This window comes from Providencia zhijiangensis, from assembly GCF_030315915.2.
In the GTDB taxonomy this organism is placed as follows: domain Bacteria; phylum Pseudomonadota; class Gammaproteobacteria; order Enterobacterales; family Enterobacteriaceae; genus Providencia; species Providencia zhijiangensis.
In genome coordinates this window covers 3,030,605-3,044,703 of record NZ_CP135990.1, presented here as the reverse complement: position 1 = coordinate 3,044,703, position 14,099 = coordinate 3,030,605, and the positions used below count along the sequence as shown (strand labels likewise).

Here is a 14,099-nt window from a genome sequence, read left to right as displayed (position 1 = left end):
TACGCATATACCCTGTAAATAATACGGTTTATGCCTTTATTTTTTATTATCTTTACAGCTCACTCGATTTTCTAAGTTGCTCCATACCTTTACATCCCTGTTAACTCTTACTCTCTTTCACCCTTGTTACTTCCGCTATTTCCCATTTTCGCTTTATCCCCGAAAGCTATTCTGACCTGTCTCCCTTATTTTGAGGGAACACTTTTTTATCTTTACGATTAATTTTGCGAAGCCGTTTCCAAAAGCATTCAAGGAAAATGCAAAAGTGACATTTTGCTGGGAAGCGCTACGAAGAATGGTAAATGAAGACTGTTGGGCTGAGAAGTTTTCATCCAAGCTCCCCGTAGATAACGGTTGAGAGAGATAAAGAAATGCCAGAACAGACAAATTTGGTACATGGAAAAATAAAGTGGCTAAAGTACAACATTGATGAGCAGGGATTCACTTTAATTGAAATACTGGTTGTTCTGTTTCTGTGCTCAATTGTTGCTCTGCCTGCGTTTTATCAATGGCAACAGCAAGTGAAACGGCTACAACTTATTGATGCTGCTAGGCAAACTGCCGAATTTATCTACAGTAATCTAATGGAAGGCATTTATTTAAATCAGCACCGTATTATGACAGTAAGTTTTACATCAAAAGAGTGGCATTTAGTGGTTACAGATGCAGATACAGCGCAACAAATTAGCCAATTTAAGGGGGAAAAATTTGAGCGTATTGAGCTCAAGCATGCGTCTAGACAATCGATTCACTTTTACGGTAGGCAAGGGACAAGTAGCCCTTTTCGAATTGAGCTCAACAATGAAAGTGACCAAATATCCGTGATTATTTCATCTGCGGGTCGGGTTCGCAGTTGCAGCCCACAAATATTAGCAGGCGTGCCCAAATGTTGAATCACACTAAAAAGCATAAAGCAGAAAAAGGTTTCTCTTTGCTAGAAACACTGATTGCGATGCTAATTGGTTGTCTAGTCTGCATTGCAGCGATGAATACGATCCCCGTGTTATTTAAGCAACTATTTCAGGCTTTTTTTCAATATCAATTGGATAGAGAGGTCAGGCAGGTGTTGATTAATATGGAAAAAGATTTTCGTCGAATTGGTCATTGCAGCCAGTCACCTTCCAAACCTCATTGTGAAGGAAAGGCAATTACCATCAGCTCTAAGTTCTTAAGTCGTCAGGCTAACTCCTGCATTATTTTTGCCTATGACCAAGATTTATCTGGGGGATGGGTTATAGGGCCAAGTCATTCATTACATTCCGATTTCTTTGGATTCAGGCTACATGACAATAAGCTGGAATCTAACCGTAATGTGACAAATTGCGATGGTACCCGTTGGCACTCGTTGTTTGACCCGAACATGGTGAAAGTTAATAAACTGACCTTTGATTGGCGGCCTGCAACAAAAGTTTTAGACATGTCGATGACAGTTGAAAGCATTTTATTGCCGAATAGAACGTTTGATTATCGTTCCTCCGTGATGTTAAGGAATGTGCCATGAGGGAAACAAATGCGCAGCGAGGCAATATTGCCTTAGTCATGGTGATGGTGCTAATGAGTGTCGGGCTTATCTTGCTGAAAGCACTAAATTATTACCAAGCGCGGGCTAGCCATGAATTAAGCCGCGAAGAAAAATACTATCAATCATTCAATTTGGCAGAATCAGCATTGTCATGGGGGCTCGCTCAACATTGGAAATTAAAGGCAGAAAAAGCGAGCCCTTGGGTATGTCAACGAGAAACAAATCACGGGTGGGTGAGTTGCCTTAAGCATTATAAAAATAACCAATTCATTTTATCGGGTAAAGGTGAATTATCGAAAAACCAATCGCTAACGGTATATCGATGGGTTGTGCCGATATGGAATGAAGGGCGCTTACAAGCGCGAGAAAATGGCTGGATTGATTATTGTCCTGTGGCGATTAAAGGATTTTGCCAATGAAGAATTCACAGCAAGGATTTGCGCTGGTAGAGTCGATGATTGCGGTGGTTGTTTTTGCTATCTTGCTGATAGCTCTGCTAAACTACAGCCAATATATCGCTTTGAATTTTAATCAAATATACCAAGGTTCACAGGCAGTTCGGTCTCTACATGGTACTTTAGAAGGTAAGCGCTCTTCTAATGATAAAGTTCCATTGGAAATAGGGTATCAGCCCCAGAGAGAACAGATAAAAATCGTGCATTCTACAATCCTTGGGAACTGTAGTGAATCTAAGGTGTCCTTGTTAGTGGGCGGGAAACTGTATTCGATAAGTCGCTGGATGTGTGCAAAAGGAGAGAGTCATGTTTCAGGTTTATCATTCTAACCAATTAGATCTACTCAAAGAGCTAATTGCACACTTAATGGAGAATGACCCGCTATCTCATCCTTTTGAGCAAGAAATTGTATTAGTACAAAGCCCCGGTATGTCTCAATGGCTACAGATAGAGCTTGCTAAACGCTTTGGAATAGCCGCCAATATTAACTACCCATTACCTGCTACGTTTATCTGGGATATGTTCCGTCGAGTACTTCCAGATATTCCTAAAGAGAGCGCTTACACTAAACAAGCGATGACATGGAAGTTAATGACAATTTTACCCAATGTCATTAATGAAGCTGAGTTTGAGCCTCTACGTCACTATCTGCAAGACGATTCAGACAAGCGTAAATTGCACCAATTATCAGGGCGTATTGCCGATTTATTTGACCAATATTTGGTTTACCGACCGGAGTGGATTGCTCTGTGGCAACGTAATGAGTTGATTGATGGGCTCAGTGAAAATCAATTGTGGCAAAAAAGATTATGGCTATGTTTGGTGGAATATACAGAGCAGCTGGGTCAATCGCCTTGGCATCGAGCAAACCTATATCAGAGTTTTATCGATAAGCTTAAAGTATCGCCAGAGTTAGCTAAAAATTTACCATCGCGCCTATTTATTTGTGGTATTTCCTCGTTGCCGCCTGTGTATTTACAAGCGCTTAATGCAATTGCCGAACACTCAGATATCCATTTAATGTTTACCAATCCATGTCGCTATTACTGGGGAGACATTCAAAGCAGTGCCTTTTTAGCGCGATTACAGCAACGAAAATTGCGCCACTATTTGGATAAGCACGAAATTTCCCGTTTTAAAATTGATGAGCACGCTATCAACTTATTTAATGCTGAAGGTGAACAAAATTTAGCAAACCCACTGTTAGCATCGTGGGGCAAGCTTGGTCGGGATAACTTATATTTTATTTCTCAAATTGAAGCCGCCAATGAAGTCTCTGCCTTTGTTGATAATGGGCGAAATAACCTTCTCGAAAATTTACAGCAAGATATTCTCGATCTTGAAAATCACGCACAGCTAGGCGTGACATTAGATGAGTATGAAAGTAGCTCACTGAAGCGCTCACTCCATCCAAGCGATCAATCTGTGACATTTCATTCATGTCATAGTGCTCAGCGTGAAGTTGAAGTTTTGCAGGATCGCTTATTGGCTCTATTTGAAGAAGATCCTACATTAACCCCCCGTGATGTGATTGTCATGGTCGCTGACATCGACAGTTATGCGCCTTATATTCAAGCTGTGTTCGGTAACACTAGCTCATCACACTATATTCCATTCTCTATTTCAGATAGAAAGGCACTACAAGCCCATCCAATCTTACAAGCTTTTATTATGTTATTGGATTTGCCTCAAAGCCGCTTTTCAACGGAGCAAGTACTGGCGTTATTAGAAGTTTCAGCGTTTGCCGCGCGTTTTGATATTGATGAAAGTGAACTGAGTTTATTAAGGCGCTGGGTCAATGAATCCGGTATTCGTTGGGGGCTTGATGACGATAACGTACGATCACTATCTTTACCCGTTATTGGGCAAAATACGTGGCAGTTTGGTTTAAGCCGAATGTTACTTGGCTATGCGATGGATAGCCGTAATGGCCCTTGGAATGGCGTGCTTCCGTATGATGAATGCAGTGGGCTCGCAGCTCAATTGGCAGGTAAATTAGCATTACTCATCGATACACTTAGAGAATGGCGAACACGCTTAGAGCAAGAACGTACACTCGATGAGTGGAAGGAGATCTGCCAGCAATTAATTGATAGCTGCTTCAAAGTCGATAGTGAAACTGAAATCGTCTTAACCTTACTCACGACACAATGGCATAAAATTATTGAAAATGCCCTGACTGCCAATTACCAAGAAGCCATCCCATTACGTTTAATTCGTGACGAGCTATCGGTTTGCTTTGACGACGAAAAAATCAGCCAGCGTTTTCTTGCTGGCGCAGTGAATTTCTGCACGCTAATGCCAATGCGTTCTGTACCGTTTAAAGTAGTTTGTTTACTGGGTATGAACGATGGTGCATATCCACGTAATGTACCGCCCCTCGGGTTTGATTTAATGGCAGAAAAAGTCCAGCGAGGGGATAGAAAGCGCCGTGATGATGACCGATATCTATTCTTAGAAGCATTAAATTCAGCGACGAAGCGACTCTATATTAGCTACATTGGACGTTCAATTCGAGATAACCAAGAGTGCAATCCATCGGTGCTAGTCACTGAATTATTGGAGTATATCTGTCAGAGTTTCTGCTTACAGGGCGATCAATCATTGAATATCGATGAAAGTTCACTGCGGCTAAAACAGTATTTAGTCACTGAGCATAATCGAGTGCCATTTGCGAAAGAAAACTTTATCCCTAACACGCTTTATCAAAGCTTTGCACAAGAGTGGCTGCCAGCCGCAAAAAGCGTAGAGCAAGCGGCTAAGTCGTTTACGTCAGTATTAGAACAACGAGAACCTATTACAGAGTTATCGTTAGAACAGATTTTACGTTTTTATCGACACCCTATACGTGGCTTTTTTCAACAACGCTTAAAAGTGCATTTTTCAATTGAAGAGACTGAACTTCCAGAGGAAGAGCCATTTGTATTGGGGGGATTGCAACGCTATAAAATCAATGACCAAGTGCTAGATTTGTTAGTCAAAGATGAAGACCCAAATCCCCTTTATCATGCATTAAAAGCCTCAGGGCAATTACCCGCCAAACAATTTGGCCAGCTATTTTGGGAGAAGCAATTGAATGATATTGCTCCATTAGCTGAAAAAGTGAAAGAGTACGGCGATCGACGTGTCGATTATCCGATTGAGTGTGAAATACATGAGATCAAAATTACAGGTTTATTGCGAAATGTTCACGAGTCAGGAATATTGCGTTATCGACCTGCTTATCTTACTGCCAATGATGGCGTGCAATTATGGATAGAACATTTGTTTTTTAATGCGTTTGTTCGTGAAGGTGAAAGCATCGCATTAGGGCGAGAAAACAGTGTTTGGCATTTTTCTGCCATATCCTCAGAGTATGCAAAAGTACACTTGAATACGCTTATTGAAGGGTATTGTGAAGGAATGAATACACCACTAATTCTGCTAAACCAGAGTGGTTGGAATTGGATTTCGGCGTGTTTTGATAAAAAAACAAAGGAATATGACTTTATGTCGGAAGATGTGCAGCAAAAGGCGTTATCGGCGCTACTGCAAAGCCTACAAGGAAGCCAAATGAAAGTGGGTGAAATGGAAGATGATTATGTATTGAGAGCTTGCAGAAGCATAAATAGTTCATTGATTGAATCGCTGCTGAGTAATACTCGGCGCTTCTTACTGCCGATGGCAGAGTACTTAAAATAAGGGAGAGCATCTAAGAATGTTACGATTATCGAAACATATCGCTCATTTATTCTTGTTATCACTACTGTTTGTCGGTAGTGCCATTGCTGCGCAGCCACTTTGGCAAGTTTTGCCAGAGACTATCAATAAAAGCGTCAGTGATCCGCGAGAATATAAAGCAATCAAACTTAATAACGATATGACTGTTTTACTGGTTTCAGACCCTAAAGCAACTAAGTCGTTAGCGGCAGTTGCATTACCCGTAGGGAGTATTGAAAACCCGAATAGCCAGTTAGGGCTTGCTCATTACTTAGAACACATGGTGTTAATGGGTTCTAAAAAATACCCTGAGCCAAGTAGCTTCTCTGAGTTTTTACAAAAACACGGCGGAAGCCATAACGCCAGTACGGCACCACATCGCACCGCCTACTATTTTGAAGTTGAAAATGGAGCTCTTGAGGCTGCTACTGATAGACTAGCGGATGCGCTCGCTGAGCCGTTACTTGACCCCGTGAATGCAGACAAAGAACGTAATGCTGTCAATGCAGAACTCACCATGGCTCGTGCTCGTGATGGTATGCGTATTTGGCAAATTCGTTCTGAAACGCTAAACCCTGCACATCCAAACTCTCGCTTTGCAGGTGGAAATCTGGAAACGTTGAAGGACAAACCCAATAGCAAGCTCCAAGATGAGTTAGTGAGTTTCTACAAACGTTATTACTCAGCAAACTTAATGAATGGCGTATTGTATGGTGACCAATCTATTGAACAATTAGCGAAAATTGCCAATGAAACCTTTGGACGTATTCCTAATTTTAATGCGTCAGTACCAGCGGTTACGATCCCCGCAGTGACGGATAAAGAAAAGGGGATTGTGATCCACTATGTTCCCTCTCAGCCACAAAAAGCATTGCAAATCGAATTTAGCATCAAAAACAATATGGTCGATTTTCGTAGCAAGAGTGATGAATACATCGGCTACTTAATTGGAAATCGTAGTCCGGGAACGTTATCTGATTGGCTTATTTCTCAAGGATTAGCAGAAGGTATCAGCGCATCTGCGTCACCAAATGCTGATCGTAACTATGGCTCATTTTCTATCTATGTCACGTTAACGGACAAAGGGTTAGCAGAGCGTGATCAAGTTATCGCAGCTATTTTTGCTTATATTGATTTGATTAAAAAACAAGGCGTTAACCAAGATTATTTTGATGAAATAGCCAAAGTGCTCAATCTATCATTTCGTTATGGTTCCATTGTTAGAGACATGAACTATATCGAATGGCTTTCTGACCAAATGATCACTATGCCTGTTAATCACGTTCTAGATTCTGATTATGTTGCAGATAAATATAATCCTGCAGCGATAAAACAGAGACTTTCTGAACTGACAGCGAAAAATGCACGTATTTGGTTTATTAGCCCGAACGAACCGAGTAATAAAAAAGCTTACTTTGTCGATGCGCCTTACCAAGTCGATAAAATCAGTGAAAAACAGTTCACGGAATGGGCTGGTTTAGAGTCAAAAATGACTTTTAAATTACCAAAATTAAACCCTTATATTCCCGATAACTTATCCCTGATTAAAACGGATAAAGCGTATAAACATCCTGAAATGGTTTATCAGGAAGGGAATACACGTGTGCTGTATATGCCAAGTCAGTATTTTGCTGATGAACCGAAGGCAAGTATTACGTTAGACCTGCGCTATAACGATCAAGACAAAACAGCAAAATCACAAGTCACTGGTTCTTTATTGCAATATATTTCATCGTTAAAAATGGATGAATTACAGTATCAAGCTTCCGTGGCAGGGATGTCCGTCTCCGTCTCTCAAGGGGTTGGGTTACAATTAAATGCGAGCGGTTATACTCAGCATTTATCGGAGCTGTTTTTATCCATGACCAAGGAATATTTAAGTTTTGAGCCAACAGAAAGAGAGCTGGCTCAGGCTAAATCTTGGTACAAAGAACAAATCGAAGTGGCAAACAATGCGAAAGCATACGAGCTAGCCATGCAGCCATTGCAGCGCCTTAACAGTGTTCCTTATTTTGAACAGGAGCAACGGTTAGCCGCTTTAGACACTATCACTTTGAAGGATATAACTGACTACCGTAATTCCGTCGTTGAAGGTGCCGCCTTACAAGCATTAGTTGTGGGTAATATTACGCAGCAGCAAAGTGTTCAAACTATCCAAGACGTCAGTAAGCTGTTAAAGAGCAAGGGTAAAAATTGGTGGAGTGGTGACATCGTTGTGGTGAATAAAACCTATCTGGCAGATTTCCATAAGCAAGGTAATAGCAGTGATAACGCATTGGCTGAGTTATTTATTCCTGATGGTTATAACCGTATCGATGGTGCGGTTCTGTCTGGTATTTTATCTAAAATTGTTCAGCCGTGGTTTTACGACCAATTACGAACCAATGAGCAATTAGGTTATGCCGTATTTGCTTTCAAGGTGGGGCTTGGTGATCAGTGGGGTATTGGCTTCTTGCTGCAAAGTAATGCTAAAACACCAGATTATCTCAATACTCGCTATCAAGATTTCTATAAAGTCACTCTGGATAAGCTGAAAAAATTGCCTTCTGCTGAGTTTGAGCAATATAAACAATCCATTATTACGGAAATGAAACAGCCGCCACAAACATTCTATGAAGAAGTGGGGCGCTATGGTTCCGATTTTTCTCGTAATATTTTCAGTTTTGACTCTCGAGATAAAGTGTTAGCGAGACTAGAGACTGCCACTCAAGCTGAAGTGATTGCGTATTATGAAAATGCGGTTTTAAAACACCAAGGTTTAGCAATGGCATCTCAAGTGATTGGTCAGGGTGTTGATGAAAAATCAGGGTATGCAAAACTGAAAAACTGGGTGTTGTACCCACAAGCTTCAGATCTTCAGAAGATGTTACCTATCAAGGAAAATGTTGAGTGAATAAGGTGCAGATGAGTTCCCAATTGTTAGATGCTTATACACTTCCATTACGTGGACAGCGGTTAATTGAAGCATCGGCTGGTACAGGCAAAACCTATACGATAGGGATCCTCTATCTGCGCCTATTATTAGGTTTAGGGGGTGAAAATGCATTCCCTAGACCTTTAAGTGTTGAAGAAATTCTAGTTGTGACCTTTACTGAGGCAGCGACCAATGAATTACGTGGGCGTATTCGTGAGCGTATTCATAAGATGCGCTTGGCGTGTTTACGACATGGCTTGGGATTTGAATCGGAACCAGAATATCTCACACTGTTAACAGAATTATCGAGCGAAGAACAACGCGCTTTTGCGGCGAATTGGCTATTAGCTGCTGAGCGTCAAATGGATGAAGCGGCTATTTACACCATTCATGGTTTTTGCCAACGAATGTTAGCGCACAATGCGTTTGAATCAGGCATTTTGTTTGAGCAAACCATGATCCAAGATGAATTTCCTATCCAGAAACAAGCCTGTGCGGATTTTTGGCGTCGTCATTTTTATCCTCTGGATTATTCGATGACTAAAGTGGTTCATGCCGAGTGGAATGGGCCTGAAGCACTATTGAATGACATTAAGCCATTCTTGCAAGGGGATATTCCTGCCATTATCAATCAGCCGGAATTACCTGAAACCCTTGAAGAGCGCCATCAACGTTTGATTGGTTTAATTCAGAATTTAAAAGATTTATGGGCAAAAAATGTCTCTGATTTTGAAAAGCTAATCTCTGATTCTGATGTAGACAAACGTAGCTACAGCGCGCGTTATTTACCAGCGTGGCTAGAAAAAATAACCGATTGGGCAGAACAAAGCACCGATGATTATCAATTACCAAGAGATATTTTAGAGCGTTTTGCGCAATCTCGATTAGATGAAAAATCCAAAAGCGGTTCGGGGCCTTCCCATTCTGTTTTCAGATTAGTGGATGAATTGCTTGCCCAGGCGCTGACGATTAAAGATTTAATTATCCCGCAGGCGATTAGTGAAGTACGCCAAACTATCGCTCATGAAAAGCAAACGCGCGGTGAATTAGGGTTTGATGATTTGCTAACTCGACTGGATAGAGCGCTGCATCAAGACGGTGGGGCATTACTTGCCGAAGCGATTGCTAAGCGCTTCCCTGTGGCGATGATTGATGAGTTTCAAGATACTGACCCGCAGCAATATCGTATTTTTCAGCGTATTTATAGGGAAACTGAAGACACTGCATTGCTGTTTATCGGAGACCCGAAACAAGCCATTTATGCATTCCGTGGTGCGGATATCTTCACGTATATTGCGGCGAAAAAGCAAGTTAGTGCTCACTATACGTTAGAGACAAACTATCGCTCATCACAGAGTATGGTTGAGGCGGTTAATCAGGTTTTTCACCATGCTGAAAACCCATTTATTTTTGAACAAATTCCATTTCAAAGCGTTAATTTTGCGGCTCATAATCGCCACAAAAAACTGATCCATGACGGGAAAGAAGTGAAAGCGCTCACTTTCTGGCAGCAGCAAGCTGAAGCTGTTTCCGTTTCTGAATATGAACAAGCCCTTGCGCAGCAATGTGCAGCACAAATAGGACGATATCTTGCTGGTGGTTTGAAAGGGACCACTTACTTTGAAAATAAGCAGCAGCAAACGCCTGTAGAAGCTTCGGATATCACCGTATTAGTGCGCAGTCGTCGTGAGGCGATATTGATCCGTGATGCGCTAAATCAACTGAATATCCCATCGGTATTCCAATCAAATCGAGAAAGCGTGTTTGCGACCCAAGAAGCTAAAGAGGTTCTCTGGCTATTATTGGCAGTATTAACACCAGAAAAAGAACGGGTGTTGCGAAGCGCCTTAGCGACGGGGTTATTAGGCTTAACGGCGGAAGATATTGATAACCTAAATTACGATGAAAAAGCGTGGGAAAACTTAGTTGATGAGTTTGCTCACTATGCTGTAATTTGGCGTAAGCGCGGTGTTTTACCCATGTTACGTGGGATTATGTCCAAGCGACATATCGCTGAAACCTTGCTATCGGGTTCTGAAGGTGAGCGTCGTTTGATGGATCTCATGCATATTGGTGAATTACTTCAAGAGACGTCTCTCCAACTTGAAGGTGAGCACACACTAACCCGTTGGTTAGCGCAGCAGATTGCTCACCCAGACCATCAATCAGATGCACAACAGATGCGCCTTGAAAGTGATAGACATTTGGTGCAAATCAGCACCATACATAAGTCTAAAGGGCTAGAATATAAAATTGTCTGGTTGCCGTTTGCGAGTAACTTTTTGCCTCAATCAAAAGGCCTGTTTCATGACCGTGATGATTACGTTACGAAGCTCGACCTTGATGATTCGCAAGAGTATGTCGAACTAGCGGATGAAGAACGTTTAGCTGAGGATTTACGCTTACTTTACGTGGCACTCACTCGCGCTATTTATCACTGTAGTGTTGGAGTCGCGCCGCTTATCAAAGGCAACCGGAAAAAAGCAGGTAATACGGATTTGCACCTATCCGCGCTGGGGTATTTATTGCAAAAAGGCCAAGAAGGCGACAGTGTTTTACTCAACAGTATGCTCGAAGCACTCAGTAATGATGTGATTGATGTGCAACCGATAGATCTCCCTGAAATGGTAAAACTGGATTTAACTAAAGAGGCCAGTGATGAATTATCAGCAAGAGCGGTTTCTCGGCACTTTGATGATAGCTGGCGTGTAACAAGCTATTCCGGTCTGAGTTATAGCACCTCCCATGGAGAAGAAGAGCAAACCTTATCTGCTGAGCAATTTGCTAACTCATTAGCCCCTAAGATGGATATTGAAGTCAGTCATGATGTTGAGGTGCAAGAAACCCAAGAAAACACACTGACTCCGCACCAATTCCCTAAAGGTGCTGCGCCAGGCACATTTTTACATAGTTTGATGGAAGAAATTGATTTTTCAGGTGACATTTCATCCGAATGGCTAGAAGAAAAACTACAAGTAGCAGGCTTTGATACTCAATGGGTTTCTATGTTACAAGGTTGGTTGAATGCCATTCTTAATGTACCGTTAGCTGATGATGGGCTCTGTTTGTCGGCTATTCCAGCTCAAGATAGGCTGGATGAAATGCAGTTTTATTTACCGATTGATAGCTTGCTCAATGCAAAGGAGGTTGATCGTGTTACTCACAAGTATGACCCTCTATCAAAACATTGCCCCCCTCTGAGCTTTGAGCAAGTACAAGGTATTTTAAAAGGTTTTATCGACTTAACTTTTTGCTGGAAAGGGAAGTTTTATTTGTTGGATTATAAGTCCAACTATTTAGGTGAAGATGCCTCTTATTACACTCAAGAGGCGATGGCAGAAGCGATGATTGACCATCGATATGATCTGCAATATCAGCTTTATTCGCTGGCATTACACCGTTTTTTACAACAGAGGATGCCAAATTACGATTATGAAACTCATTTTGGCGGCGTTTATTATCTCTTTTTACGGGGAACTGAACGCATAGATTCTCAAAATGGCATCTTCTTTTATCGACCAGCAATTGAATTTATCAGTGAGTTTGATGCGCTATTTCATGATGCTCAATCTAAGGAGCCACAATGATGAAAGCGTTATTTAATCAAGCTATTGAAGCGCGTATATTCACGCCTCTTGATGTGCAATTCGCCTATAACGTTGCGAATGAAGATAACTCGATTTTATTGGTAGTGGCAGCGCTGCTTAGTGCAGAAACTATGTCTGGACATGTTTGCTTATCGTTGGAGGATATTCGCCCTGACGTGCTATTTATGGGAAGACATCCTGAGTTTACGGCGCAATTATGGCAAATGATTGGAGAACCAAATCAAGCCGCTATCAGAGCTGCATTATTATCCAGTGAATCCGTGTGTGAAGTTGAGGGAGGGTCTGTTGCTCCATTGCTGCTATCAGGTGATTTCCTTTATTTCCAGCGTATGTGGCAATACGAGCAGTGCGTAGCTCACTTCTTTTCAGAAACTGAATTAGCCGATGTTAGGAATGATAATATTGTTAATGATTCGAAAATTCAGCCGATTTTAACGGAGCTTTTCCCTGAATCAACGCAGATAGATTGGCAAAAAATTGCCGCTGCTATTGCGTTAACTAGCCGAGTCTCGGTTATTTCAGGGGGACCTGGAACGGGGAAAACGACGACGGTCGCGAAAATTTTAGCGGCGCTGATTAAGTTAGGCCATCAACAGCAACATCGTTTGCGTATTGAATTAGCCGCCCCAACAGGTAAAGCTGCCGCTCGTTTAACCGAGTCATTAGGGTATGCGATGAAACAGCTGCCGCTAAATGACGATGAGCGTGAATCACTCCCCTCTCAAGCCAAAACATTACACCGATTATTAGGGGCTCAGCCTGAAAGCCAGCAGTTTCGTTATCACCGTGATAATCCGCTAGCACTTGATATCTTGATTGTTGACGAAGCTTCCATGGTGGATTTACCCATGATGGGTAAGCTCATTGAAGCACTGCCTGATTCAGCTAAATTGATATTTTTAGGTGATAAAGATCAGCTCGCTTCTGTTGAAGCGGGGGCGGTTTTAGGGGATATCTGCCGTTTCGCGAATAAAGGCTATAGCCCTGAGCGAGCCGCTCAGCTGGAGCGATTGGCAGGATGCTCATTAAGTGAATTTACTTCAAATAAAGGGCCTGCTATCCGTGATAGTTTATGTCTATTAAGACACAGTTATCGTTTTTCTGCGGATTCAGGAATTGGCCAGTTGGCTTTCGCCGTCAATGCCGGAAATGTGAAAAGGGTGGATGATATTCTTACGCAGGGTTTCACGGATATTCATAACTATATTCCTAACGCTATGCCAGATAACGAAAACGATGCTGAAGCTGAAATTAGTGAAAGCTACGCTAACATGTTATTAGATGCTGTAGGGTTCTATCAGCACTATTTACTAGCCGTTAAAGCAAGGGAAAATCCTGCCGATGTCCTACATAAATTTAATCAATACCGTCTACTTGCCTCATTGAGGGAAGGGGCTTACGGGGTTTCTGGTTTAAATGACAAACTTGAAAAATTACTCCATCGCCAAGGATTAATTACAAAACCGTATAACTTGCAGCATAAGCATTATGTTGGAAGGCCGGTTATGATCAGCCGTAATGATAGCGCACTAGGCCTCTTTAATGGCGATATTGGTATTATCTTGTTAGATGAAGAGCGGCAAATGAGAGCTTATTTCCAGTTTCCTGATGGCTCCATTCGTGGGATCCAACCCAATCGACTGCCAACACATGAAACGGCTTACGTGATGACGGTTCATAAATCTCAAGGTTCAGAGTTTGCTCATACCGCCTTGGTTCTACCTTATGTATATTCGCCCGTAATCACTCGAGAGCTCGTCTATACCGCGATGACACGAGCTAAAAATGAACTTTCATTGTATGGCAGCAAAAAAGTGTTACGCCGTGCGATAGAAACACCGACTAAACGCCGTAGTGGCTTAGCGCTACAGTTTGAACACTACGGTTTGAGCAGTTAAATT

Annotated in this window: 8 protein-coding genes; all 8 read left to right on the top strand. The window is 41.9% G+C overall.

Annotated elements, in window-relative coordinates; genetic code table 11:
- Positions 1-371 precede the first annotated feature (371 nt).
- The 8 genes from QS795_RS13875 to recD are packed head-to-tail and all read left to right on the top strand — an operon-like array spanning position 372 to position 14,096.
- The gene (locus QS795_RS13875; protein ID WP_318626547.1) at positions 372-893 is read left to right on the top strand and encodes a prepilin-type N-terminal cleavage/methylation domain-containing protein; all 522 of its coding nucleotides are present in this window, start codon (positions 372-374) and stop codon (positions 891-893) included.
- Positions 887-1,501 carry a prepilin peptidase-dependent protein gene (locus QS795_RS13870; RefSeq protein ID WP_318626545.1) on the top strand — a complete coding sequence of 205 codons (615 nt, stop codon included), beginning with the start codon at positions 887-889 and terminating at the stop codon, positions 1,499-1,501. The genes QS795_RS13875 and QS795_RS13870 overlap by 7 nt, the downstream gene beginning before the upstream one ends.
- On the top strand, positions 1,498-1,941 hold the full coding sequence (locus QS795_RS13865) for a DUF2509 family protein (RefSeq protein WP_154603366.1): 444 nt from the start codon (positions 1,498-1,500) through the stop codon (positions 1,939-1,941). The genes QS795_RS13870 and QS795_RS13865 overlap by 4 nt, the downstream gene beginning before the upstream one ends.
- Positions 1,938-2,306: a type II secretion system protein gene (locus QS795_RS13860; protein ID WP_154603365.1), complete on the top strand. Its 369-nt coding sequence runs from the start codon at positions 1,938-1,940 to the stop codon at positions 2,304-2,306. The genes QS795_RS13865 and QS795_RS13860 overlap by 4 nt, the downstream gene beginning before the upstream one ends.
- The gene (gene recC, locus QS795_RS13855) at positions 2,284-5,658 is read left to right on the top strand and encodes an exodeoxyribonuclease V subunit gamma (RefSeq protein WP_286270604.1); all 3,375 of its coding nucleotides are present in this window, start codon (positions 2,284-2,286) and stop codon (positions 5,656-5,658) included. Before QS795_RS13860 ends, recC begins: the two co-directional genes overlap by 23 nt.
- A 16-nt stretch (positions 5,659-5,674) precedes the next feature.
- A complete protein-coding gene (gene ptrA, locus QS795_RS13850; RefSeq protein WP_318626543.1) occupies positions 5,675-8,569 on the top strand; it encodes a pitrilysin in 2,895 nt (964 codons plus the stop codon).
- Positions 8,566-12,177, top strand: a complete 3,612-nt coding sequence (gene recB, locus QS795_RS13845) for an exodeoxyribonuclease V subunit beta (protein ID WP_418055354.1) — start codon at positions 8,566-8,568, stop codon at positions 12,175-12,177. The genes ptrA and recB overlap by 4 nt, the downstream gene beginning before the upstream one ends.
- Entirely contained in the window at positions 12,177-14,096 is a 1,920-nt protein-coding gene (recD, locus tag QS795_RS13840) for an exodeoxyribonuclease V subunit alpha (protein ID WP_286270661.1), read from the top strand. Before recB ends, recD begins: the two co-directional genes overlap by 1 nt.
- Positions 14,097-14,099: the final 3 nt, after the last annotated feature.

Coding starts and splice junctions, on each gene's coding strand:
- QS795_RS13860 (WP_154603365.1), top strand. CDS start 1,938: ATGAAGAATTCACAGCAAGGATTTGCGCTGGTAGAGTCGATGATTGCG.
- QS795_RS13870 (WP_318626545.1), top strand. CDS start 887: ATGTTGAATCACACTAAAAAGCATAAAGCAGAAAAAGGTTTCTCTTTG.
- ptrA (WP_318626543.1), top strand. CDS start 5,675: ATGTTACGATTATCGAAACATATCGCTCATTTATTCTTGTTATCACTA.
- recD (WP_286270661.1), top strand. CDS start 12,177: ATGAAAGCGTTATTTAATCAAGCTATTGAAGCGCGTATATTCACGCCT.
- QS795_RS13865 (WP_154603366.1), top strand. CDS start 1,498: ATGAGGGAAACAAATGCGCAGCGAGGCAATATTGCCTTAGTCATGGTG.
- recC (WP_286270604.1), top strand. CDS start 2,284: ATGTTTCAGGTTTATCATTCTAACCAATTAGATCTACTCAAAGAGCTA.
- QS795_RS13875 (WP_318626547.1), top strand. CDS start 372: ATGCCAGAACAGACAAATTTGGTACATGGAAAAATAAAGTGGCTAAAG.